Origin of the sequence: Salipiger sp. PrR007, assembly GCF_010499845.1 — a bacterium.
GTDB lineage: Bacteria > Pseudomonadota > Alphaproteobacteria > Rhodobacterales > Rhodobacteraceae > Salipiger > Salipiger pacificus_A.
In genome coordinates, this window is sequence record NZ_JAAGOZ010000017.1 from 292,706 (window position 1) to 316,150 (window position 23,445).

Genomic DNA, 23,445 nt, shown 5'->3' on the forward strand with positions numbered 1-23,445 from the left:
GCTGCGCAGGCCATCCGATCCTTGCCGTGGTCTCGGTGTTCGGGCGGCAGCGCCCCGCGCGTCGGCGAAGCAATGCCGCATTGCAGAGCAAACTGCGACAAATTGACTTTAAGCGAGGGGTGCAACGTCCCGTTGGAGCCTGTCCTGTGGTAAGGGTGGGGCAATTCTATCCTGCTTGGAAGGAGCCCAGACATGGATAAGCCGACCCCCCGCAAGACCACTTCGCGCAGCCAGTCGACCGCGTCGCGGGGCACCAGCCCGCGCCGCCGCACTCAGGCGAAACCCGCAGATGTGACCCCGGCCAAGACTGCAACTTCCGTGACAAAAGAGACACCTGAGACGGTTGCCGCCGCCCCGGCGTCGGCCCCCGAAACGCCACACACCCCCGCTTCCGCGCCGGTGGAGGCAGCTGCGCCCACGCCCGTCGAGCCCGCGCCCAAGCCGCGGCCCACGCCGCCACGCAGCGTCGCGAAACCCGCCGAATCGAGCGAGCCGACCACCGAGCCCGCGGCCAAGGCAGCCTCGAAGCCCGCCGCTCCGAAGACCGCCGCCCCGAAACCGGCCGCCCCGAAATCGGTCGCGTCGAAGCCGGCATCCAAACCGGCTCTCGCGGCCGCCGCGACGGTGGCGCCTGTCGAGCGCAGCGTGCGCATGAGCTGGGATCTCGAGCCCTATGCGGCCACCGCCCTGGTCGACACCATGCTCGACATCGGCGCCGAGCTGCAGAGCTTCACGGCCGAGCGGGTGCGCGAGGACGTGGCGACCCAGCACAGGATGCTGCACTGCAAGACGCCCGGCGAGCTGATCCACATCCAGAGCGCCTTCTTCCAGAAGGCCAGCGAGGATTACCGCGCCCATTGGGGGCGCCTCGCGGAACTGGGCAACAAGCTTTCGATCTTCCCGACCTGAGCTTGCGAGCCCCGTCCCGTCCGCTCTGCGGGCGGGCGCCCTCCGGGGTGCTGCTCAGGGGTATCGCTCAGGCGCGCTGGGCGAGCAGGCGGGCGAGGGTCGGGCTCAGCGCTTCGGCGATCTCGGCATGTCCGGCGGGGCTCAGCGCCTCGGCGGCGGCCGCGGCCTCGAAATCGGCAAAGACCATCCCCTCCGTCCCGGCTGTCAGTGCGGCGGCAGAGAGCGGCTGGTCGAGCAGCGCCGCGGCCCGGGGGCGGAGTGCCTCGAGCATGCCGCGCTCGATGAAGAGCGGCGCGGGGGCAAGCGCGTTCACATGGGTGTCGGGCGGCGGGTGACCAGCGGCCCAGACCAGCACGGCCCGCCCGCCGAGCAATGTCAGAAGGTGCTTCATCCGGGCCACCCAGGCGAGCCGAAGCTCGGCGGTGACCTCGGCAAAGCGCTTTTCCGATACCTCGCGCAGCCGGCCCAGCATGTGCAGCGTGAAATGGAACTCGGTGAAATCGACCTCGGGAAAGAGCTGCTGCAACCGGTCCGAGGCGCGCAGGAAGCGGTCGTTGCGCCGCGGGTGCACGCCGTAGAAGCGGTTCGACATGTTCTGCGCCCCCATCACCTGGATGACGCAGAGCTCGGCGCGGGCGGCAAGGTTCAGCACCGCCGGGTCGCCGAGGTAGAGGTCGATCCCGGCGTTCACCACGCCGAGGTTGACGCAGGGCAGGGCGCCGGAAGGCTCCGCCTCCCCGCTCTCGCTGCCGGTCCTCTTTGCCCCTTCTGCCAGCGCGCGCTCGACCAGCGCCGGGAAGGGCGCCGTGACGAAACGGCCAAGGGTCTCGGCCCCGCCGAGAAAGGCAATATAGGGCGCGTCGAGAGCGCGCTTCGGCCCGCGGAACAGCAGGCGCGAGCGGCCATACCGACAGGGAAAATACTCCAGCGCACCCTGAAAAGACCCGGCAACGGACATGACGCCCCCCATTCTGATTCCCATTCACCCAAGGTCAGGATCAACACCCCGTCCCAACAATTCGCTAATGCGAAAATGCAGGCAAAAATTGCAGCACCCCCGCTTGCGGCGGGCTGGCGCGGGGGCATAAGGTTGCCGCGCATCAGAGCAGGATAGGGCGCATGGAAATCAAGAGCATCGGTGTCATCGGCGCGGGTCAGATGGGCAATGGCATCGCCCATGTCATGGCGCTTGCGGGCTACGAGGTGCGCCTGTCGGACGTCAGCCAGGAGGCGCTCGACGCCGCGCTGGAGCTGATCACGCGCAACCTCGACCGCCAGGTCAGCCGCGAGAAGATCTCGGGCGAGGCCCGCGATGCTGCGCTGGCGAAGATATCCACGACGCTCGACAAGGTCGAGATCGCCCATACCGACCTGGTGATCGAGGCCGCCACCGAGCAAGAGGCGGTGAAAACCAAGATCTTCGAGGGTCTGGTGCCGCACCTGCTGCCGCACACGATCCTGACCTCGAACACCTCCTCGATCTCGATCACCCGGCTCGCCTCGCGCACCGACCGGCCCGAGAAGTTCCTCGGCTTCCACTTCATGAATCCGGTGCCGGTGATGCAGCTCGTCGAGCTGATCCGCGGCATCGCCACCGACGAGCCGACCTACAAGGCCTGCCTCAAGGTGGTCGAGAACCTCGGCAAGACCGCCGCCTCGGCCGAGGATTTCCCGGCCTTCATCGTCAACCGCATCCTGGTGCCGATGATCAACGAGGCGGTCTACACGCTCTACGAGGGCGTCGGCAACGTGCGCTCGATCGACATGGCGATGAAGCTCGGCGCCAACCACCCGATGGGTCCGCTCGAGCTGGCGGATTTCATCGGCCTCGACACCTGCCTTGCGATCATGAACGTCCTGCACGACGGGCTTGCGGACACCAAGTACCGCCCCTGCCCGCTGCTCACCAAATACGTCGAGGCCGGCTGGCTTGGCCGCAAGACCAAGCGAGGGTTCTACGACTACCGCGGCGACGAGCCGGTTCCGACGCGCTGAGGCGCCGCGCACCGCCTGGAGCTTCTTCTTTTCGGAGATGCGCCGGGGGCGAATTGGCCGCAGGCCAAGAGGGGGCAGCGCCCCCTTTATTTCTGCCAGCGCGACCGCGCCAGGGCGGCCTCGCCTAGCCCTTCAGCGCCAGCGTCCGGGCCCGCAGCGAGGCGACGAACTCGCGCTGGTTGCCGCTCCAGCCGCGCACTTCCTCGGGGCTGATCGGCGTGCCGACAACCGGTCGCTGCGGCCGTCCGCAGGCGTGGATCACCTCGTGGATCAGCAGGCCCTGGCGCAGCGTCGGCGAAAGCCGGTTGGCGATCTGGTAGGCGCGGCTGTTCTGGCCGGGGAAGTAGATCGGCACCACCGTGGCGCCCGACCGCTGGATCATCTTCGCGGTGAAGGGGTTCCACACCGCCTCGATCGCCGCGCCGAACAGGGAGTCGGACGAGGCCACGACACCCGACGGAAACAGCGCGATCACCCCGCCGCGCTTGAGGTGCTCCATGGCCGTGGCGCGCATCTCGAGGCTCTGCTCGCGCGCGTTCTCCTCGTGCGGGAAGGGCACGGGGATCATGAACTCGGCGATCTCCTGCACCCCGGTCAGCAGCGAGCGGGTGAGGATGCGGTAGTCGGTGCGCACCCGTCCGATCAACTCGGCGAGGATCATCCCGTCGACCAGCCCGTGCGGGTGGTTGGCGACGACGATCACCGGGCCCTCGCGCGGGATACGGGCGATCTGCTCGGCGGGGGTCTGCAACTCGATGCGCATGATCCGCAGCGCCTGCGCCCAGAACGCTTGTCCGTCGGGCACGCCTTCGCGCTCGAAGCGGCGCACAAGGCGGATCAGCGGGAATTTCCCGGTCATCCACTCCAGCGCGCGGATGGTGTTGGCCTTCCACGGATTGGTGAAGGTATTGGCGTAGCTGAGCCTGCGCTTGTCATAGGGCGCTGGCGGAGCCTTCGTCGACTGCGGCGCCGCGCCGCCCCCCTTGGCCGGGGCGTCATAGCTGTCGAGCATGTGCCTCCCCCGCTGTGTCATGCGGCCGGTCCGCGCGTCAATTGTCCTCGCCGAAGCGATTGGCGACGAGGGCCTCGAGCGCATCGGCGAGCGCCTTGGCGTCGGGGCCCGAGGTTTCGACTTCAATAGAGCTTCCCTTGGAAGCTGCCAACATCAAAAGCCCCATGATGCTGTCCCCGCCGGCGCTCATGCCATCCTTGGAGACCTCGGCATGGGCGTCGAATCCTTCGACCACCTCGACCAGCTTGGCGGAGGCGCGGGCGTGCAGCCCCTTTTCGTTGACGATGTTCAGCACGCGGCGAACAGAGGTATCACTCATCTTAAAACTCTTGGTTGCGGGGCCATCGCGCGGCTTGGGATGCGGTCCTAGACCGGATCGGGCCGGACGTTCTGGCTGTCAATGTATTTGCGGCCGGCCTCGAGCGCGCCGCGCACCGCGTCGGGCACCGACAGCTGGCGGGTCTTGGCGAGCTTGATCAGCATCGGCAGATTCATCCCGTAGAGGATGCGGCGGTTCTCCGGCTGGCAGGCGAGCAGGCTGAGGTTGGAGGGCGAGCCGCCGAAGAGGTCGGTGACCAGCACGACGCCGTCACCGGTATCGACGCTGTCCGCGGCGGCGCAGATCTCGGATTGCTTCTTGGCGCGGTCGTGCTCGGCCTCGATGGAGATCGCGAGGATTCCGGGCTGCACACCGACCACGTGTTCGACGGCCGAAAGGTATTCCCTTGCCAGCCCACCATGCGCCACGATCACGATGCCGATCACGCCTGCGACCTCTCGTCCAGTCCAGTTGCCACGCCCTTGGCGGCTTGGCCGCGGCGTTCGAGTTCCCGGTGCCTAGTTGACACCTGCCAGCCCTGCTCTGCAAGGGCACGCGCGACGGTTTCCGCCACGGTGACGGAACGATGCTGCCCACCGGTGCAGCCAAATCCGAAGGAGAGATGCGCCTTGCCTTCGTCCGTGCAGGCCGGAAGGAGAAAAAGCGCGAGATCGATCACCTTTTGCATGAACGGATCGAAGCGCGGATCGGCTTTCACATGTGCCTGCACCGGCGCGTCGAGCCCGCTGAGCGCGCGCAGCTCCGGCACCCAGTGCGGGTTGTCGAGGAAGCGGCAGTCGAAGACCATATCGAGCCCTTGCGGCAGGCCGCGCTTGTAGGAAAAGCTCTCGACCGAGACGGCCAGCTGCTGCGCCTGCGCCCCGGCGAACCAAGTGGCGAGCTGGGCGCGCAGTTCGTGCGGGCTCAGCTCGGAGGTGTCGATCAGGATGTCGGCGGCGGCGCGGGCCTGTTCGAGCAGCGCCAGCTCGCGGGTGATGCCCTCGGTATAGGCGCTGTCGGGCGCGAGTGGGTGGCGGCGGCGCGTCTCGGAATAGCGCCGGGCCAGAACCGTCGGCGCGGCGTCCAGATAGAGGAGCTGCGGGGTGATCTGCATCTGCTCGGACAGTGCGGACTGCAATGAGAGCAGCCCCCCGACGGTGAAGTCGCGGTTGCGGATGTCGACGCCAAGCGCCAGCGGGCGCTCGAGCGCCGGACCCTCGAGCAGCCGCGGGATCAGCCCCAGCGGGATATTGTCGATCGCCTCGAAGCCGAAATCCTCCAGCGCGTTGATCGCGGTGGAGCGCCCGGCGCCCGAGGGGCCGGTCACCAGCACGACGTGCTGGGGTCCTTTCGGCGAGTCATCCATTGTCCGGATCCCTTGTTGCGCCTTTGAGATATTGAACGAGCGCTGCGGGAAAATAGGGGTGCGCGGCATTGTGAAGCAATGGGAGATTTCGCGTCTGCAGCATGATTTCCCGCAGAGGCGGCAGGCGTTCGGTTTCCGGGGTGTCGAGGTCGAGCACGGCAACGACCTCGGCGCGGGGCAGGTGGTCGGCCTGCAGCAGCCCGAGCCCGCGCGCCTCGATCATCCCGGCGAGAGGGGCAGGGGGGCTCGCCCAGAGCGCTCCCGCCTCCAGCGTCAGCACCACGCGGTCGTCCGCCACGAGCCGCGCCCCGCGCGCCATCATCTCGAGCGCGAGGCCGGATTTGCCTGCGCCCGAGGCGCCGCGGATCAGCAGCGCGCGCCCGGTCACCGCCACGGCGGTGGCGTGGAGGATCAGCGGATTGGGTGTGGTCATCGGATCAGATCGGCAGGCCGACGACAAAGCGCGCGCCCAGCGGCTCCGAGGTGATGTCCGCCTCGGTCGGGCGGATGTTCTCGGCCCAGATCACCCCGCCATGCGCCTCGACGATCTGCTTCGAGATCGCGAGGCCGAGACCGGAGTTGTTGCCGAAGTCGTTCTCGGGGCGTTGCGAGTAGAAGCGCTTGAAGATCTTCTGCAGCGCCTCTTCGGGGATGCCGGGGCCCGTGTCCTCGACCACCACCAGCACGCGGTTGTCGCGGCGGCGGGCCCAGACGCGGATCGCGTCGCCATCCTCGCAGAAGGAAATGGCATTGGTGATCAGGTTGACGAAGACCTGCGCGAGCCGCGGCTCGAGCCCGTTGATGCGGATCGGCTTCTCGGGCAGGTCGGTGATGAATTCGATGCCCTTCTTGCGCGCGTCCTCGCCGAGGAACTGGCCGAGGTTGCCGAGCATCTCGAGCAGGTTGAACTCCTGCTCCTCTTCCTTGACCAGCTCGGAGTCGAGCCGCGAGGCGTTGGAGATGTCCGAGACCAGCCGGTCGAGGCGGCGCACATCGTGTTCGATCACGTTGAGCAGCTTGTCGCGGTGCTCTTCCTTCTTGACGATGCGCAGCGAGCCGATGGCCGAGCGCAGGCTGGCGAGCGGGTTCTTGATCTCATGTGCGACGTCCGCGGCGAACTGCTCGTTGGCGTCGATACGGTCGTAGAGCGCTGCGACCATGCCGCGCAGCGCGCCCGAGAGGCGGCCGATCTCGTCGGGGCGGGCGGTGAGATCGGGAATGCGGATGCGGCGCGAATTGCCCTGCGACTTGTTGCGGTCTCGGCCGATCTCGGCGGCATCGGCGAGGTCGGAGATCGGGTTGGCGATGGTCGAGGCCAGCACCAGGCTGAGGCCGATCGAGACCAGCGTGGCGATGACGAACATCTGCAGCACCCGCTCTCGCTCGGCGCTGACCGCGAGGTCGATCTCGGGGGCGGCGGCAACGAGCGCGACGCTGCCGATGATGTCGCTGCCCTGGCGGATCGGCGCGAAGGCGGTGAAGACGGTCTCACCCTCTTCGCCCAGGCCAGCTTCGACGCGCGGGGTGGCGGGATCGCCCGCCTCGATCTGCTGGCGGAGACGGTCCTCGAGACCCAGCGCCTCGGTCTGCTGGAAATAGGCGAAGATGCCCGAGATGCCCTGCCAGAGCTGGTCGAGCAGTTGCGAGATCATCGTCTCGCGCCCCGTCGCGCTGCTGGAGGGGGGCGGCGGGCCGCCGGCCTCGCCGACGAGGAAATTGCCGGTGTCGAAGATCAGCACGCCAGTGCCGCGGCGCAGCTCGAGGGCCCCCAGCGTGGCGGCGACATCGATGCCGTCGGAGGAGCCGAGGCTGACCGGCGCGCCCTCGGGCAGTTGCATGGCAAACACGTCGGCGATCAGCTCGGCCTGGACGAGCGTCGCATCAGCGCGCTGCTGCGCCAGCGTATCGCGTGAGGAATTGAGCCAGAGAATGCCTGCGGCCAGCACGTTCAACGCGATGAGGTTGAACGTGATGATCTTGCGCGTGAGCGGAGACCGATTCAAGGAGAAGAGGGAGCGCCGCGCACGGCTGTCCCGCAATTCCTTTTCCACGGTGCTGTCCGGGGCGATCCAGTCGTCCCCAAGAACAACATCGGCATCCTGCCTGTCGCCCGACTCCGCGTCGCGCATGGAGATCCTTTCGGCCAGGGCCATCGCTTACTCTTCGTTGTAACGATACCCGATGCCGTAGAGTGTTTCGATGGCCGAGAAGTCTTCGTCCACGGTCCGCATCTTTTTGCGCAGGCGCTTGATGTGGCTGTCGATGGTGCGGTCGTCGACATAGACCTGGTCGTCGTAGGCCACATCCATGAGCTGGTCACGCGACTTCACGAAGCCGGGCCGCTGGGCCAGCGCCTGCAGCAGAAGGAATTCGGTGACGGTGAGCGAGACGTCCTTGCCCTTCCAGCTCACCGCGTGGCGTAGCGGGTCCATGGTGAGCGAGCCGCGGGTCATCAGCTTGGTGTCTTCGGTATCCCCAACCACTTCACCAGCCTGGGCTTCCTGACGGCGCAGGAGCGCGCGGATCCGCTCGACCAGCAGGCGCTGGCTGAACGGCTTCTTGACGTAATCGTCCGCGCCCATGCGCAGGCCGAGAACCTCGTCGATCTCGTCGTCCTTGGAAGTGAGGAAGATCACCGGCATGCGGGATTTCTGGCGCACCCGCTGGAGCAGATCCATCCCGTCCATGCGCGGCATCTTGATGTCGAAAACCGCCATGTCGGGCATCTTCTTGCTGAACGCATCCAGCGCAGATTGCCCGTCATTGTAAGTTTCAACCTCGAACCCCTCCGCCTCGAGTGTCATGGACACGGATGTCAGGATGTTCCTGTCATCGTCCACCAGGGCGATTTTAGACATAGCACTTCATCCTTGTACTGCTCTGTTATGCCTTCTTTTTCGCCGAGTATGCGAAGTTTCGGATTGTTCAACAATCCCATACCGCGAATCAGTACAGAGCTGCGACTTAATTGCAGCGCAGATTGAGTAACGAATGGCTAAATTGCCTCACCATACCAGTGCAAGTTGCAAAAACCGTGACCGATGGTAACGCTAGCCTGAACGGGTGCTAACGCTAAAGCCATTTTGATTGCGCTAACGTCCCGGATGACTTCTGTTCTTGGCCGATCCCAGCATGTTAAAGGCTCTGATACCGGTGGCGGGCGCTGCCGGTGGACGGCAGCCACTGTGCCGCCCCAATGACTACCGCCGCCCAGACAAGCGGCTACAGGAGCTTGGCAGATGACATTTGGACGGGTGAACCCGCAATTCCGGCTTGAAGATCAGGGGATCGAAGGGCTGGGCAATGTCTATTACAATCTTATGGAGCCCGCGTTGATCGAGTCCGCGCTAAAACGCGGCGAGGGCACGCTAGGCAAGGGCGGCGCCTTCTACGTGACCACGGGCAAGTTCACCGGCCGCTCGCCGCAGGACAAGCACGTGGTCAAGACCGCCTCGGTCGAAGACAAGATCTGGTGGGAAAACAACCGCGCCATGTCGCCCGAGGGCTTCGACGCGCTGCATGCCGACATGCTCGAGCACATGAAGGGCAAGGACTACTACGTTCAGGATCTCATCGGCGGCGCGGACCCGGCGCATTCGATCAAGGTGCGCATGGTGACCGAGCTGGCCTGGCATGGGCTCTTCATCCGCCACATGCTGCGCCGCCCCGAGCGGGAGCAGCTTGACGAGTTCCTCGCTGATTTCACCATCATCAACTGCCCGAGCTTCAAGGCGGACCCCGCCAAGCACGACTGCCGCACCGACACCGTCATCGCGCTGAACTTCGACAAGAAGACCATCCTCATCGGCGGCACCGAATACGCCGGCGAGAACAAGAAGTCGGTCTTCACGCTGCTGAACTACCTGCTGCCGCTCAAGGGCATCATGGCGATGCACTGCTCGGCCAACCACGCGCCGAACAACCCGGTCGACACTGCCGTCTTCTTCGGCCTGTCTGGCACCGGCAAGACCACCCTCTCGGCCGATCCCGAGCGCGTGCTGATCGGGGACGACGAGCACGGCTGGTCCGACCGTGGCACCTTCAACTTTGAAGGCGGCTGCTACGCCAAGACGATCAACCTCTCGGCCGAGGCCGAGCCCGAGATCTACGCGACCACCTCGAAGTTCGGCACCGTGATCGAGAACATGGTCTTCGACGAGGAGACCTTCGAGCTCGATTTCGAGGACGACAGCCTGACCGCCAACATGCGCTGCGCCTACCCGCTCGAGTACATCTCGAACGCGTCGTCCACCGCGCTTGGCGGCCACCCGAAGAACATCATCATGCTGACCTGCGACGCCTTTGGCGTGCTGCCGCCGATCGCGCGGCTGACCCCGGCGCAGGCGATGTACCACTTCCTGTCGGGCTTCACCTCGAAAGTGGCGGGCACCGAGCGCGGCGTGACCGAGCCGCAGCCGACCTTCTCGACCTGCTTCGGCGCGCCCTTCATGCCGCTGCGCCCGGAAGTCTACGGCAACCTGCTGCGCGACAAGATCGCCAAGCACGGCGCGACCTGCTGGCTGGTCAACACCGGCTGGACCGGCGGCGCCTATGGCACCGGCCACCGGATGCCGATCAAGGCCACCCGTGCGCTGCTGCACTCGGCGCTGAACGGCTCGCTGGCGAAGGTCGAGTTCCGCAAGGACCCGAACTTCGGCTTCGAGGTGCCGGTCTCGGTGGAGGGCGTGCCCGAGCTGCTGCTCGACCCGCGCCGCACCTGGTCGGACAAGGAGGCCTTTGACGCGCAGGCGCAGAAGCTGGTGAACATGTTCGCCGAGAACTTCGCGCAATACGTGCCCTACATTGACGACGACGTGAAAGCCGCCGCGATCGGCTGATGCGTCTTGCCGCGATCCTCATGATGCTGGCCGGACCCGCCTTGGCGGGGTCCGGCCTTTCTTTTGCCGAGCCGCCGGTGATGCTGATCGAACGCGGTGTGATCTGCCAGGTGACCCCGGAGGGCGCCAGGGCGGCGCCGGAGACCGAGCAGGGGATCATCAACCTCATCGAGCCGGGACGGCGCGTCGACTTCGCCACCGAGGTGGTGCCGGCGGCGCTTGGGATCAGCTTCGGCATCCGCTTCACGCTCGCCGAGACCGCCGCGCCGCTCGCGCTGCGGGTCATCGTCACCCACCCCCCGATGGGCTCGCGCGGGGTCGAGGTCGAGAGCTGGACCACCGGCGCCGCGCCCGGCGCGCCCAGCCTGAGCCTCTTCACCTTCGAATACGCCTACGAGATGGTCGAAGGCGACTGGACCATGGCGCTCGAGGCGGGCGGCGAGCGGCTGCTGGAGCAGCATTTCACCGTGGTTCCCGCCGATGCGGCGCGGCCGGTCCTGGCCGCCTGCGACGGCCCGGCGGCGATGTCCTGACGCTGCGGCCACCCGCCGGAATCACCTTATGCGGTATCTGAGCTGCGCTGGATCACGCTCTGCGGGATTGTGCCGCTGAGGCGTCGAATTCCGGGACAGATTTCCTGCGAGAATTGTCCTCAATTGCGCACGCGTTTCTCCGATTTCATCCACAGGCCTGAAGCGCGAGTCAGGCTGCTGAAAAGACTCGGAACCTTGAGTCCGCCCCCCTGCGGACTCCCCGGAGTTGCCCACAATCAGTGAGTCTGCATGTTGAGTAAATAACAGATCGTTCCACAACTTATTGAGTGCGTCACGAACATTTCGCTTTACAGAAGGTGCGGGCCACAGGCACGATATATGGTAAGAGACGAGGGTTCACCCCCAACATCTCTACGAGCAGGCACCTAGCACGCGGGGCTCTGCCAAGCCCCGAAGCTACAACCATAAGAGGTGGCGCATGGCACTGTCCGAAGACTTTCTGAGCGAAGAGCTGCACCCCATCGACATCGTCGAGACCCTTGCCGAGACCAACGACTGGGATTTCGACCGCGTCGGCGAAGATCAAATCGCCATGGCGGTCGAGGGGCAGTGGCGCACCTATTCGATCACCCTCGCATGGTCGCCCTACGACGAGACGTTGCGGATGATCTGCAGCTTCGAGATGGAGCCGCCAAAGGACTCGCTGCCCGAACTCTATGCCGGTCTCAACGCGGTCAATGACCAGTGCTGGGCAGGGGCTTTCTGCTACTGGGCGGAATCCAAGCTGATGGTCTACCGCTATGGGCTGGTGCTCGCCGGGGGTCAGGTGGCCAGCGCCGAGCAGATCGACACGATGATCGGCGCGGCGGTGATGACCTCGGAGCGCTACTACCCCTGCTTCCAGCTGATCAACTGGGCCGGCAAGAGCGCCAAGGAAGCCCTGCAAATCGCCATGGCGGAAGCCTACGGCCGCGCCTGAGCGCGGCTTGTCGGGAGCGCGAGACCGCCCCGAGGGGTCCTCGCGCCCCCTAGTGGATACCCAGCGCGGTTTCCTTGAGCATCTCCGCCGAGGCGCGCAGCGCCGCCGCCTCGGACGGATCGAGATCGGGGGTCAGCGTCGTCAGCACCCCGCCCGCGCCGACCACGCGGGGCAGGCTGAGCGCCACTTCCTCGACCCCCTGCACCCGCGGCGTGACCACCGAGACCGAGAGCACCGCCCGCTGGTCGTCGCGCACCGCCTGCACGATCCGGGCGAGCCCTGCGCCGATGCCGTACCAGGTCGCGCCCTTGCCCTGGATGATGCGATAGGCGGCGCGGCGCACCGCCTCATCGATGCCGGCGCGGATTTCGGGGGTGATCGGCGCGTCGACCTGCTCGGCGAATTCGCTGACGGTGAGCGCCCCGGCCCGGGCCGAGCTCCAGCCCAGCACCTCTGAATCGCCGTGCTCGCCGAGCACGTAAGCATGTACCGATTGCGCCGCGATGCCGAGGTGATCGGCCAGCAACCAGCGAAAGCGCGCGGTGTCGAGGATGGTGCCCGAGCCGATCACCTGCCCGGCGGGCAGACCCGAGGCGCGCAGGGCCACCTCGGTCATCACGTCGACCGGGTTGGAGGCGACGAGCAGCATGGCCCCGGGGGCGGCTTTCTGCACCCCTTCGATCACCTGGGCAAAGACCTCGGCGTTGCGCGACAAAAGGCTCAGGCGGCTTTCTCCGGGCTTCTGCGCCACCCCTGCGGCGAGGATCACGATCGCCGCACCTTCGAGCCGTTCGTAGCCGCCGGAGCGCACCTGGCAGGGATGGGCGAAGGGCACCGCGTGGGCGATGTCCTCGGCCTGGGCCCGGGCCAGCGCCGCGCTCTTGTCCACCAGGACGATCTCGCTCGCGCCGCCGCGCAGGGCCAGAGCGTAGCCCGCCGCCGAGCCGACCATGCCCGCGCCCACGATTCCCACCTTCATGGCATTCTCCCTTCCGCTGTTGGGCTACCATGGCACGGGAGGGGCGAGGGGCCAAACCCGCAGGGCCCGGACGCGGCCGCGAAGGCGCGACTATTCGCCCGTCGCCCAGCCCGCGCGCAAACGCCCGCTGCGCCATGGACACCCGGGGCGACGTGGCTATAGTGCCGCCTCCACAAGGCGGGTCCAAAGGCGGATCCCGCAGGCGAAAGAGGCCCGGACATGACGGAACAGGTGAAGGTCGGCATCATCATGGGCAGCCAGTCGGACTGGCCCACGATGCAGGAAGCGGCGCAGATGCTCGACGAGCTGGGCGTGGCCCATGAGGTCAAGATCGTCTCGGCGCACCGCACGCCGGACCGGCTCTGGACCTATGGCAAGGAAGCCGCCGGGCGCGGGCTGCAGGTGATCATCGCCGGGGCCGGGGGCGCGGCGCATCTGCCGGGCATGATGGCCTCCAAGACGCGCGTGCCAGTGATCGGCGTGCCGGTGCAGACGCGGGCGCTGTCGGGCGTCGACAGCCTCTATTCCATCCTGCAGATGCCGCGCGGTTTCCCGGTGGCGACCATGGCGATCGGCGCGGCGGGCGCGGCCAATGCGGGTCTGATGGCGGCGGGCATCCTCGCGCTGCAGGATCCGGCGCTGGCCGAGCGGCTGGACGCCTGGCGCCAGGCGCTGTCGGACTCGATCCCCGACGAGCCGGTGCGGGACTGACCCCGGTCTGATCCCGGCCCGCGCAGATGGGCCGGGTGCGCCCTCTGTGGCGCAGTCCGTCCCCGCGTCACACAAAGGGGTGTTGCAAGCCGCGCCAATCCGCAGGAAAAGCGGCGAAACCCGACCCCAGCAACGGAGGCCCCCATGTCTGACGCTCTTCCCCAAGGTGCAACCATCGGCATTCTCGGCGGCGGACAGCTGGGACGGATGCTCTCGGTGGCCGCCAGCCGCCTCGGCTACCGCACGCATGTCTTCGAGCCGGGCGCCGAGCCGCCCGCCGGCCATGTCGCCCACGCGGTGACTACCGCCTCCTACGAGGACAAGGCGGCGCTGACCCGGTTTGCCGAAGCGGTGGACGTGGTGACCTACGAGTTCGAGAACATCCCCACCGAGGCGCTCGACACGTTGCAGGCGCTGCGCCCGATCCGCCCGGGGCGCGAGGCGCTGCGGGTGAGCCAGGACCGGATGACCGAAAAGGAGTTCCTGTCGGGTCTCGGCCTGCGCACCGCGCCCTTTGCCGCCGTCGACACCGAGGTCGACCTGAACAACGCGCTCGAGCTGATCGGCGCGCCGGCCATCCTCAAGACCCGCCGCTTCGGCTACGACGGCAAGGGGCAGGCCCGCATCCTGTCGAAGGATGACGCCGCCGATGCGTTCGACGCGATGAACGGCGCCCCGGCGATCCTCGAGGGGTTCGTCGAGTTCAGCCACGAGGTCTCGGTGATCGCGGCGCGTGGCACGAGCGGCGAGGTCGCCTGTTTCGATCCCGGCGAGAATGTCCACCGCGACGGCATCCTGCGCACCACAACCGTTCCTGCGCGGCTGACCCCGGCGCACCAGCAGGACGCGATCCTGCTGGCGGGCCGTATCCTCAACGCGCTCGACTACGTGGGCGTGATGGGGGTCGAGCTCTTCGTCTGCGCCGACGGGCTGGTGGTCAACGAGATCGCGCCGAGGGTGCACAACTCCGGCCACTGGACGCAGAACGGCTGCAGCGTGGACCAGTTCGAGCAGCACATCCGCGCCGTGGCCGGCCTGCCGCTGGGCGATGGCGGGCGCCATTCGGACGTTCAGATGGAAAACCTGATCGGCGACGATATGGACCGGGTGCCCGAGCTGCTGCGCGAGGCCGACACCGCGCTGCACCTTTACGGCAAGGCCGAGGCCAAGCCCGGCCGCAAGATGGGCCACGTCAACCGCATCGTGCGCGGCGGCTGATCTGTCGCGGGCGCTTCAACCTATGAAGCGCCCGGCCACATCCCCGCTCATGTAGGCCACGCGGCCCCCGGCAATCGTCGCCACGATGCGGCGCGTGTCCTGCTCGCGGATGATCAGGTCGGCGCGCAGCCCGTCCTCGATCCGGCCCCGGTCGGTGAGCCCCAAGAGCCGCGCGGGCCCTTCCGACACCAGTTTCCACGCCGCGACCTCGTCCAGAAGCCCCAGCTCGACACAGCGCCACGCGGCACGTGCCGGGGCGGGGTAGTGATAGTCCGAGGCCAGCGCGTCGCAAAGCCCCAGCCCCACCAGCTCCAGCGCCGAGACGTTGCCCGCATGGCTCGCCCCGCGCACCACGTTGGGCGCCCCCAGCACGATGAATTCGCCGGCCGCGCGCGCCGCCTGTGCCGCCTCGACCGTCTCGGGGAACTCCGAGACGCGCACGCCGCGCGCCCGCCAGCCGGCACGGCCCTCGGCGGTGCGGTCGTCGTGGCTGCCCATGGTCACGCCGCGCGCCGCCAGCCGCGCGCAGAGCCCGTCCAGCGCCGTCGGCACTTCGGCCCCCCGGTCGTGCAGCCCCATCATCAGCGCCAGATGCGCCTCGGGGCTGCGGCCGCTTTTCAGCGCCTGCCCGGTGAGCCGCGGCGGCTTGCGCCCCTCGGCCAGCCGCTGGTGCGGCAGGTGGTCGTTGAACACGACGTAGGAGATGCCCCAGCGCGCAATCGCCTCCTCGGCTCCGGCAAATCCATCGAGGAAATGCGTCTCGAGCCGCAGTTGCAGGCGGAGGTCCACGGGCACTGTGGGCGCGACCTCGGTGACGGCGGCAAAGACCTCTTCGGCGAACTCCGGTCCGCGCATCCCGCCTTCCCAGGACCAGAACTGCGCCAACGCAGCGGTGGTGATGCCGCAGGCCGCCAGCTCGGCGGCGCAGGCCTGCACCCCCGACGCACGCTCGCGCAGCGCGCCCCGGCGCGGGGCCATGTGGCGCTCGAAGCCGTCGCCATGGGCGTCGACAATGCCCGGCAGCACCTCGAAGCCCGCGAGGTCCACGGCCCTGCCGCCGCCGCCGCCGAGGCGGCCATCGTGGAGGGACAGCGGCGCGTCGCTCCAGCCCTCGGGGCGCAGGACGGGGGCATTCTGAAGGGTCAGGTCGAGCACGGGTTGGGGCCTTTCGTCGGGCCCTGAAGGGGCAGGGCTGGGTCGGCGCTTGAGATACGCGCCCACCCAGCCCTATGAAAGGGGCAAAAGGACACGCCCGAAGGGAAGCCAATGCTGAAGTCCCCCCGCCTCGCCGCCCGCGCCGTGCTGCTGCACGAGGACCGGCTGCTGCTGGTCAACGCCTGGCCCGGCGGCAGGAGCGACCTCTGGTGCGCCCCGGGCGGCGGCATCGAGCCCGGGTCCTCGCTGCCCGAGAACCTCGCTCGCGAGTTGCGCGAGGAGACCGGGCTCGAGATCACCGTCGGCCCGCCCTGCCTGGTGAACGAGTTCCACGACCCCGCAAGCGGCTTCCACCAGGTCGAGATCTTCTTTCGTTGCCGGATCGCCAGCGGCACACTCGACGCCGACTGGCAGGACCCCGAAGGCGTGGTGACCGAGCGCCGCTTCGTCACCCGCGCCGAGATGGAGGGGCTGCGCTTCAAGCCGAGCAGCCTGGCGCATGTGGCCTGGGGCAGGGGCTTCGGCTACGACCCGCTGGAGCTGATCCAGCATTGAGCGTCTGGACCGCGCCGCGGCCTGCGCCTAACGTGACGCCATGCTAGGCTACGCGCTCAAACGTCTGACCTCGCTGGCGGTTTCCTTGCTGGTTGCGTCGCTGGTCATCTTCCTGGTGGTCGAGGTCGCCCCCGGCGATCCGGCCAGCTACATGCTTGGCATGAACGCGCAGCCCGACACGGTGGCGGCGCTGCGGGCCGAGCTTGGCCTCGACCTGCCGAAATGGCAGCGTTACCTTGCCTGGCTCGGCGGCATGCTAAGCGGTGACTTCGGCACCTCCTACACCTACCGCACGCCGGTGGCCGAGATGGTCGCCGAGCGCATCACCGTCTCGCTGCCGCTGGCGCTCTACGCGCTGGGGCTCTCGACGCTGATCGCGCTGCCTGCGGGCATCTTCGCCGCCGCCCGCCGGGGCAGGGCGGGAGACGCGGCGGTGATCGGGGCGACGCAGCTCGGCATCGCCATCCCCAACTTCTGGTTCGCGATGCTGCTGGTGCTGCTCTTCGCGCTGAAGCTGCGCTGGTTCAGCGCCGGCGGTTTTCCCGGCTGGGAGTCCCCGCTTCTGGCACTGAAATCGTTGACCTTGCCGGCGGTGGCGTTGGCGCTGCCGCAGGCGGCAATCCTGGCCCGGGTCATGCGCTCCTCGCTGATCGATATCTTGTCGGAGGATTTCATCCGCACCGCGCGCGCCAAGGGCCTGTCCCGCAGGCAGGCGCTCTGGCGGCACGGTTTGCGCAACGCGCTCATCCCGGTGCTGACCATCCTCGGGCTGCAGTTCTCCTTCCTGCTGGCGGGGGCGATCATCATCGAACAGGTGTTCTTTCTGCCCGGCCTCGGCCGGCTGATCTTCCAGTCGATCACCCAGCGCGACCTGATCGTGGTCGAGAGCGTCGTCATGCTGCTGGTCTTCGCGGTGATCGCGGTGAACTTCCTCACGGACATGGCCTATGCCATCGCCGATCCGAGATTGAGGCGCGCGAGATGAGACCCACCCTGATCCTCGGCGCGCTGCTGACGTTGGTCTTCACCCTCGCGGCGCTGCTCTCCTTTGCCTGGACCCCGGGCGATGTCGAGGCGGTGAACATCGCCGCGCGGCTGCAGCCGCCCTCGACGGCGCATCTGCTGGGCACCGACCACCTCGGCCGAGACATGCTGAGCATGGTGATGACCGGCGCGCGCACCTCGCTGGCGGTGGCGCTGGTGGCGGTGGGGCTCGGCATGGGGCTCGGCGTGCCGCTGGGGCTCTCCGCCGCCGCAAGGCAGGGAGGCTGGCTCGACGAGCTGGTGATGCGCACCAACGATCTCATCTTCGCCTTCCCCTCTTTGGTCATCGCCATCCTGATCACCGCCATCTTCGGCCCCGGAGCGCTCAACGCCATCCTTGCCATCGGTATCTTCAACATCCCGGTCTTCGCCCGGCTCACTCGCGGCGCGGCGCTCAGCTTCTGGCGGCGCGAGTTCATCCTTGCCGCCCGCGTCGCGGGCAAGGGCGCGCCGCGGATCAGCGTCGAGCACATCCTGCCCAACCTCGCCAACCTCCTGATCGTCCAGGGCACCATCCAGTTTTCGCTCGGCATCCTCGCCGAGGCGGGTCTTTCCTACGTCGGCCTCGGCGCCCAGCCGCCGGTGCCGAGCTGGGGCCGGATGCTGGCCGACGCGCAGACCATGGTGGCGCTCGCGCCGCATGTGGCCATCGTGCCCGGCCTCGCGATCCTGCTGACGGTGCTCGGCCTCAACCTGCTCGGCGACGGGCTGCGCGACGCCCTCGATCCCCGCCTGAGGCCCTCCCGCGCATGAGACTTTCTTCTAGGCAAACCTATCCCGGGGGTCCGGGGGCAGAGCCCCCGGTCCGGCAAGCGCCAGAGGCGCTGCTGCAGGTCAAGGGGCTCAGCCTCTCCATCGGCGGCGCCGCGATCCTGCAGGATGTGTCCCTGTCTCTTCCGCAGGGCGAGATCCTCGCGCTCACCGGCGAGTCGGGCTCGGGCAAGTCGATGACCGCGCTTGCTGCCATCGGATTGCTGCCGGACCGGGCCGAGACCTCCGGCAGGCTGCTTCTCGCGGGCCGTGACCTGCTGACCTTGCCCGAGCGGGACCTCTGCGCCCTGAGGGGCCGCGAGGTGGGGATGGTCTTCCAGGAGCCGATGACCGCGCTCAACCCGGTCCAGCGGATCGGGGACCAGGTGATGGAAACCATCCTGATCCACAAGGCGATGCCCCGCGCCGCCGCCCGCGCCCGCGCCGCCGAGGTCATGGCCCGCGTCGGGCTCGACCCCGCGCGCATTCCGCCCAGCCGCTACCCGCACGAGCTCTCGGGCGGGCAGCGCCAGCGGGTCGGCATCGCCATGGCCATCGCGCTGCGGCCGAAGCTGCTGATCGCCGACGAGCCGACCACCGCGCTCGACGTGACCACCCAGGCGCAGATCCTTGAGCTGCTCACCGGTCTGGTGCGCGAAGAGGGGATGGGGATGCTGATGATCACCCATGACCTTGCCGTGGTGGCGGGCATGGCTGATCGCATCGCGGTGATGAACGCGGGCCGGATCGTCGAGCAGGGGCCGACGGCGCAGGTCCTCTCGGAACAGCGCCACCCCTACACCCGCCAGCTCTTCGAGGCCTCGCGCCACCAGGCGGCGCTGGCCCCGATCCCCTCCGGCGAGCCCCTGCTCAGCGTGCAGGAGGCGGTTCGTGACTATCCCCTGCCGCGCAAGAGCCTCCTTGCCCCGCGCGGCCAGTTCCGCGCGGTGAAGGGCGTCAGCTTCGACATCCGCCGGGGCGAGCGGGTCGGGCTGGTGGGCGAGTCGGGCTGCGGCAAGTCGACGCTCGCCCGCGCGATCCTCGGGCTCGAGCCGCTGCAGGCGGGGACGATCACCTTGGGTGGCAGACCGATCCTTTCGCATGGCAAGCCGGACCCAGACATCCGGCGCCGGGTGCAGGTGGTTTTTCAGGATCCCTACGGCTCGTTCAACCCGCGCCACAGCGTCGGCCGGATCATCGCCGAACCCTTCCATCTTCTGCCCGATCCGCCGAAGGGCGCGGCGCGGCAGGCCGCGATCGCCGGGGCGCTCACTGCCGTAGGGCTGAAGCCCGAGCACGCCGAGGCCCCGATCCATGCCTTCTCGGGCGGCCAGCGCCAGCGCATCGCCATCGCCCGCGCGCTGATCATCGAGCCCGAGCTGGTGATCTTCGACGAGGCGGTCTCGGCGCTCGATGTGCGGGTGCGCGCGCAGATCCTCGACCTTGTGGCCGAGCTGTCGCGCACAAGGGGCCTCGGCTATCTTTTTGTCAGCCACGATCTTTCGGTGGTGCGCGGGGTCACTGACCGGGTTTTGGTCATGCGCGAGGGCGAGATCGTCGAACACGGCGCGACGGCCGAGGTGTTTGACAATCCCCGGCACTGGTATACCAAATCTCTCATGGAGGCGGCGCCGAGACTTCCGGCGCCGGAGAAGGGAGGAGAGGACGATGCCGGAGGGAAGCCCCTTTGACAGCGCCCGCGTGCTCATTGGCGGCACATGGCGCGAAACCGCGGACACGCTACCGCTGAGCGATCCGTCAACGGGCGCGGAGATCGGGCGCATCGCCCGGGGTGGCAAGGCCGAGATCGACGCGGCCGTGACGGCGGCGCAGGCCGCGCTGGACGGTGAATGGGGGGCGATGACCGCGCTGGAGCGTGGGCGCATCCTCACCCGCATCGGGGTGCTCGTGCTCGAGAATGTCGACCTGCTCGGCCGTATCGAGGCTCAGGACGTGGGCAAGCCGCTGGGCCAGGCGCGCGCCGACGCGGTGGCGCTGGCGCGCTACTGCGAGTTCTATGGCGGCGCGGCGGACAAGATCCACGGCGAGACCATTCCCTACCTCGATGGCTACACCGTCTACACCCTGCGCGAGCCGCATGGGGTGACCGGCCATATCGTGCCTTGGAACTACCCGATGCAGATCATCGGCCGCTCGGTCGGTGCGGCGCTCGCCATGGGCAATGCCTGCGTGCTGAAACCGGCCGAGGACGCCTGCCTGACCGCCCTGCATTTCGCCGATCTGGCGCAGCAGGCGGGGCTGCCGGCGGGGGCGCTCAACGTGGTGCCGGGGCTTGGGTCCGAGGCGGGCGCGGCGCTGTCATCCCACCCGGGCGTGCAGCACATGAGTTTCACCGGCTCGGTCGCCACCGGCGCCGCGGTGCAGCGCGCGGCCGCGGACAACGTGATCCCGGTGACGCTGGAGCTGGGGGGCAAGTCGCCGCAGCTGGTGTTTGCCGATGCCGATCTCGATGCGGCGCTGCCTTTCCTGGTGAATGCCGGGTTGCAAAACGCCGGGCAGACCTGCTCGGCCTCCTCGCGCATCCTCGTGCAGCGGGAGATCCTCGATGAGGTGATGGCCCGCATGGCGGCCGCCTACGAGGCCAAACTCGTCGGCCCCGCCATGGAGGATCGCGACATCGGCCCGCTGATCAATGCCGCCCAGAAGCGCCGCGTCGAGGGGTTCCTGGAGCAGGGTGCAGACCTGCCGGTTCTGGCGCGGGCGCGGTTGGCCGAGGGGTTGCCCGAGGGCGGGCATTACGTCGCCCCCTGTCTTTATGGCCCGGTCCCGGCGGAGCACGCGCTGGCGCAGGACGAGATCTTTGGCCCGGTTCAGGTGGTCATCCCCTTCGAGGACGAAGAGGAAGCGCTGCGCATCGCCAATGGCACCGCCTACGGGCTGGTCGCCAGCGTCTGGACCCGCGACGGCGCGCGGCAGATGCGCCTCGCAAGGAAGCTGAAGGCCGGGCAGGTGTTTCTCAACAATTACGGCGCGGGGGGCGGGGTCGAGCTGCCTTTCGGCGGGGTCGGCAAATCCGGCCACGGGCGGGAGAAGGGGTTCGAGGCGCTCTACGGCTTCTCGGTTCTGAAGACGGTGGCGGCGCATCACGGCTGAGCGTGGCACGTGAAGTGATGAGGGAGGAGACAGGCATGAGACTTTCGGGAAAAACCGCCATCGTGACCGGCGCGGGATCGGGCTTCGGTGCGGGCATCGCGCGGCGCTTCGCGGCAGAGGGCGCGCGGGTGATGGTCGCCGACATCAACATGGAGGGCGCCGAGGCGGTGGCTTCGGAATTCGGCGGCATCGCGCATCAAGTGAACGTGGCCGACGGGGCGTCGGTCGAGGAGATGACGCTGCGCGCCGGCGCCGAGCTCGGGCGGGTCGATATCCTTGTGAACAACGCCGGGGTGACCCACCTGCCGGGCTTCATGGAAGACATCAGCGAGGCGGATTTCGACCGGGTCATGGCGGTGAACTGCAAGTCGGTCTACCTGACGGCCCGCGCGCTGGTGGCTGGGATGAAGGCGCGCGGCGCGGGAGCGATCCTCAATGTCGCCTCGACAGCAGGCGTCTCGCCGCGACCGAAGCTCAATTGGTACAACGCCTCGAAGGGCTGGATGATCACCGCGACGCGGGCCATGGCGATCGAGCTCGCGCCCTTCGGCGTGCGGGTCAATGCACTGAACCCGGTGGCGGGCGACACCCCGCTTCTGAAGAGCTTCATGGGCGAGGACACGCCCGAGATGCGCGCCAAGTTCCTCTCGACCATCCCGATGGGGCGGTTCTCGACCCCCGAGGACCTTGCCAATGCCGCGCTCTACCTCTGCTCGGACGAGGCGTCCTTGGTGACCGGGGTCTGCATGGAGGTGGACGGGGGGCGCTGCATTTGAGGGACGCACCGTGGGGGCTCCCCCCGCCGCCGGCTGTGCCTCGTCTCCCCCGGGGTATGTGGAAGAGAGAAGAAGACGGGACTTCAGGCTGCTCTCGGCGACTTGGCGGACCAACGCCTTCATGGGGTCTGAATATGCGCAAAGGCGCCTGCACCAGTGGGCGCCCTTGTTTTTTGCCGCAGTGCAGCAAAATATAAAGATGTGGCTGCAAGGAGTGGACTCATGCGACCCGGCCCTCTCAACCTGATTACCGACGTTCCTGGCCTGCGGGTCGGCAATGCCGAGGATTCCTTTCTGAAATCCGGCGTCTCCGTGGTGACCGCCGCGGCGCCGATGGTCGCCTCGGTCTCGGTCATGGGCGGCGCGCCCGGCACCCGCGAGACCGACCTCTTGGCGCCTGACAAATCCGCACCTGGGGTCGATGCGCTGGTGCTTTCGGGTGGCAGTGCCTTCGGGCTGGCGGCGGCGCAGGGGGTGATGGATGCGCTGCACGAGGAGGGGCGGGGCTTCGAGGTCTTTTCGGCGCGGGTCCCCATTGTGCCGGCGGCGATCCTTTTCGACCTGCTCAACGGGGGCGATAAGCGCTGGGGCGTAAATCCCTATCCCGGGCTCGGGCGGCAGGCGCTCGCCAATGTCGGCAGCAGCTTCAAGCTCGGCTCTCGCGGCGCAGGCTGCGGCGCGCAGACTGCGCAACACAAGGGCGGGCTGGGCTCGGCGTCGCTGGTGCTCGAGGGCGGGATCACCGTCGGCGCGCTGGTGGCTGTGAACCCGATGGGCAGCGTGACCACGCCATCGGGGCGGCACTTCTGGTCGGCACCCTTCGAGATCGGGGCGGAATTCGGCGGGCTCGGGCCGGAGCCGGCAGCGGGCTTTCAGGACATGCCCGAGAGCCGCAAGTTGGGGGCGATGGCAGCGCTGGGGAACACCACGATCGCGGTGGTCGCCACGGACGCGCAGATCGACAAGGCGCAGGCGCACCGCATCGCCGTGGCCGCACAGGATGGCATCGGCCGGGCCATCCTGCCGGCGCATTCGCCGATGGACGGGGACCTTGTGTTTGCCTGCTCCACGGGCCGCGTGCCGCTTGCCGAGCCGGCGCTGCAGCTGGCGCAGATCGGCCACGCGGCGAGCCTTTGCCTGGCCCGCGCAATCGCGCGCGGCGTCTGGGAGGCGACGCCGGCCTTGGGCGACACGCTGCCGACGCTGCGCGAGGACTTGGGGCTCTAGCGCG

General features: G+C 68.0%; 25 protein-coding genes. 14 read left to right on the forward strand and 11 right to left on the reverse strand.

Annotation, left to right across the window (positions count from 1 at the left end; translation table 11 throughout):
- Positions 1–272: 272 nt before the first annotated feature.
- Entirely contained in the window at positions 273–653 is a 381-nt protein-coding gene (locus G0Q01_RS08300; protein ID WP_164213274.1) for a hypothetical protein, read from the reverse strand.
- Between G0Q01_RS08300 and G0Q01_RS08305 the strand changes: the two genes are divergently transcribed.
- Entirely contained in the window at positions 652–909 is a 258-nt protein-coding gene (locus G0Q01_RS08305) for a phasin family protein (RefSeq protein WP_108967814.1), read from the forward strand. The two genes, G0Q01_RS08300 and G0Q01_RS08305, sit on opposite strands and share 2 nt — an antisense overlap.
- Before the next feature lie 67 nt (positions 910–976).
- Here G0Q01_RS08305 and G0Q01_RS08310 read toward each other — a convergent pair whose 3' ends face one another.
- Entirely contained in the window at positions 977–1,867 is an 891-nt protein-coding gene (locus tag G0Q01_RS08310; protein WP_164198656.1) for a DUF6473 family protein, read from the reverse strand.
- Between the two features lie 161 nt (positions 1,868–2,028).
- Between G0Q01_RS08310 and G0Q01_RS08315 the strand changes: the two genes are divergently transcribed.
- A complete protein-coding gene (locus tag G0Q01_RS08315; RefSeq protein WP_164213275.1) occupies positions 2,029–2,904 on the forward strand; it encodes a 3-hydroxybutyryl-CoA dehydrogenase in 876 nt (291 codons plus the stop codon).
- A 124-nt stretch (positions 2,905–3,028) separates the two neighbouring features.
- Here the strand turns inward: G0Q01_RS08315 and G0Q01_RS08320 are convergent, their stop codons facing one another.
- From G0Q01_RS08320 to G0Q01_RS08350, 7 genes are read right to left on the reverse strand one after another with little or no spacing between them, the layout of a single operon-like run.
- Positions 3,029–3,916 (reverse strand): lysophospholipid acyltransferase family protein, encoded by an 888-nt coding sequence (locus tag G0Q01_RS08320; RefSeq protein ID WP_164198697.1) that lies wholly within the window; start codon positions 3,914–3,916, stop codon positions 3,029–3,031.
- Between the two features lie 37 nt (positions 3,917–3,953).
- Positions 3,954–4,235, reverse strand: a complete 282-nt coding sequence (locus G0Q01_RS08325; RefSeq protein ID WP_095882339.1) for an HPr family phosphocarrier protein — start codon at positions 4,233–4,235, stop codon at positions 3,954–3,956.
- Positions 4,236–4,282: 47 nt separating this feature from the next.
- Positions 4,283–4,681, reverse strand: a complete 399-nt coding sequence (locus G0Q01_RS08330) for a PTS sugar transporter subunit IIA (RefSeq protein WP_108967259.1) — start codon at positions 4,679–4,681, stop codon at positions 4,283–4,285.
- A complete protein-coding gene (gene rapZ, locus G0Q01_RS08335) occupies positions 4,678–5,601 on the reverse strand; it encodes an RNase adapter RapZ (RefSeq protein WP_164198658.1) in 924 nt (307 codons plus the stop codon). Before rapZ ends, G0Q01_RS08330 begins: the two co-directional genes overlap by 4 nt.
- Entirely contained in the window at positions 5,594–6,034 is a 441-nt protein-coding gene (locus G0Q01_RS08340; protein ID WP_108967255.1) for an HPr kinase/phosphorylase, read from the reverse strand. Before G0Q01_RS08340 ends, rapZ begins: the two co-directional genes overlap by 8 nt.
- Positions 6,035–6,038: 4 nt before the next feature.
- Positions 6,039–7,754 carry a sensor histidine kinase gene (locus G0Q01_RS08345; RefSeq protein ID WP_164198659.1) on the reverse strand — a complete coding sequence of 572 codons (1,716 nt, stop codon included), beginning with the start codon at positions 7,752–7,754 and terminating at the stop codon, positions 6,039–6,041.
- Between the two features lie 3 nt (positions 7,755–7,757).
- A complete protein-coding gene (locus G0Q01_RS08350) occupies positions 7,758–8,459 on the reverse strand; it encodes a response regulator transcription factor (protein ID WP_092426129.1) in 702 nt (233 codons plus the stop codon).
- A gap of 381 nt (positions 8,460–8,840) precedes the next feature.
- On the opposite strand from G0Q01_RS08350, the gene G0Q01_RS08355 reads away from it, so the two are divergent.
- From G0Q01_RS08355 to G0Q01_RS08365, 3 genes are all read left to right on the forward strand, one after another.
- Positions 8,841–10,439 carry a phosphoenolpyruvate carboxykinase gene (locus tag G0Q01_RS08355; RefSeq protein WP_108967252.1) on the forward strand — a complete coding sequence of 533 codons (1,599 nt, stop codon included), beginning with the start codon at positions 8,841–8,843 and terminating at the stop codon, positions 10,437–10,439.
- A complete protein-coding gene (locus tag G0Q01_RS08360; RefSeq protein ID WP_164198661.1) occupies positions 10,439–10,972 on the forward strand; it encodes a DUF3859 domain-containing protein in 534 nt (177 codons plus the stop codon). Before G0Q01_RS08355 ends, G0Q01_RS08360 begins: the two co-directional genes overlap by 1 nt.
- 439 nt (positions 10,973–11,411) lie before the next feature.
- Positions 11,412–11,912 carry a YbjN domain-containing protein gene (locus G0Q01_RS08365; protein ID WP_108967248.1) on the forward strand — a complete coding sequence of 167 codons (501 nt, stop codon included), beginning with the start codon at positions 11,412–11,414 and terminating at the stop codon, positions 11,910–11,912.
- A 49-nt stretch (positions 11,913–11,961) separates the two neighbouring features.
- On the opposite strand, the gene G0Q01_RS08370 is transcribed toward G0Q01_RS08365, so the two are convergent.
- Positions 11,962–12,891, reverse strand: coding sequence for an L-lactate dehydrogenase (locus tag G0Q01_RS08370; protein WP_164198662.1), 930 nt, complete (start codon positions 12,889–12,891; stop codon positions 11,962–11,964).
- Positions 12,892–13,110: 219 nt separating this feature from the next.
- Between G0Q01_RS08370 and purE the strand changes: the two genes are divergently transcribed.
- Positions 13,111–13,602: a 5-(carboxyamino)imidazole ribonucleotide mutase gene (gene purE / locus G0Q01_RS08375; protein ID WP_108967245.1), complete on the forward strand. Its 492-nt coding sequence runs from the start codon at positions 13,111–13,113 to the stop codon at positions 13,600–13,602.
- 144 nt (positions 13,603–13,746) lie between these two features.
- Positions 13,747–14,820, forward strand: a complete 1,074-nt coding sequence (locus tag G0Q01_RS08380) for a 5-(carboxyamino)imidazole ribonucleotide synthase (protein ID WP_164198663.1) — start codon at positions 13,747–13,749, stop codon at positions 14,818–14,820.
- 15 nt (positions 14,821–14,835) lie between these two features.
- On the opposite strand, the gene G0Q01_RS08385 is transcribed toward G0Q01_RS08380, so the two are convergent.
- Positions 14,836–15,975, reverse strand: coding sequence for an alpha-D-ribose 1-methylphosphonate 5-triphosphate diphosphatase (locus G0Q01_RS08385; RefSeq protein ID WP_164198664.1), 1,140 nt, complete (start codon positions 15,973–15,975; stop codon positions 14,836–14,838).
- A gap of 111 nt (positions 15,976–16,086) precedes the next feature.
- Here G0Q01_RS08385 and G0Q01_RS08390 point away from each other — a divergent pair, with 111 nt between their 5' ends.
- The 7 genes from G0Q01_RS08390 to G0Q01_RS08420 all read left to right on the forward strand — a co-directional run bounded on the left by G0Q01_RS08390 (position 16,087) and on the right by G0Q01_RS08420 (position 23,441).
- Positions 16,087–16,530: an NUDIX hydrolase gene (locus G0Q01_RS08390; RefSeq protein WP_164198665.1), complete on the forward strand. Its 444-nt coding sequence runs from the start codon at positions 16,087–16,089 to the stop codon at positions 16,528–16,530.
- Positions 16,531–16,570: 40 nt separating this feature from the next.
- Positions 16,571–17,515 carry an ABC transporter permease gene (locus tag G0Q01_RS08395; RefSeq protein ID WP_164198666.1) on the forward strand — a complete coding sequence of 315 codons (945 nt, stop codon included), beginning with the start codon at positions 16,571–16,573 and terminating at the stop codon, positions 17,513–17,515.
- The gene (locus G0Q01_RS08400; RefSeq protein WP_164198667.1) at positions 17,512–18,327 is read left to right on the forward strand and encodes an ABC transporter permease; all 816 of its coding nucleotides are present in this window, start codon (positions 17,512–17,514) and stop codon (positions 18,325–18,327) included. Before G0Q01_RS08395 ends, G0Q01_RS08400 begins: the two co-directional genes overlap by 4 nt.
- Positions 18,324–20,015, forward strand: coding sequence for an ABC transporter ATP-binding protein (locus G0Q01_RS08405; RefSeq protein WP_164198668.1), 1,692 nt, complete (start codon positions 18,324–18,326; stop codon positions 20,013–20,015). The genes G0Q01_RS08400 and G0Q01_RS08405 overlap by 4 nt, the downstream gene beginning before the upstream one ends.
- On the forward strand, positions 19,993–21,438 hold the full coding sequence (locus tag G0Q01_RS08410; protein ID WP_164198669.1) for an aldehyde dehydrogenase family protein: 1,446 nt from the start codon (positions 19,993–19,995) through the stop codon (positions 21,436–21,438). Before G0Q01_RS08405 ends, G0Q01_RS08410 begins: the two co-directional genes overlap by 23 nt.
- 35 nt (positions 21,439–21,473) lie before the next feature.
- On the forward strand, positions 21,474–22,214 hold the full coding sequence (locus G0Q01_RS08415) for an SDR family oxidoreductase (RefSeq protein ID WP_164198670.1): 741 nt from the start codon (positions 21,474–21,476) through the stop codon (positions 22,212–22,214).
- Between the two features lie 222 nt (positions 22,215–22,436).
- Positions 22,437–23,441, forward strand: coding sequence for a P1 family peptidase (locus G0Q01_RS08420; protein WP_108967234.1), 1,005 nt, complete (start codon positions 22,437–22,439; stop codon positions 23,439–23,441).
- Positions 23,442–23,445: the final 4 nt, after the last annotated feature.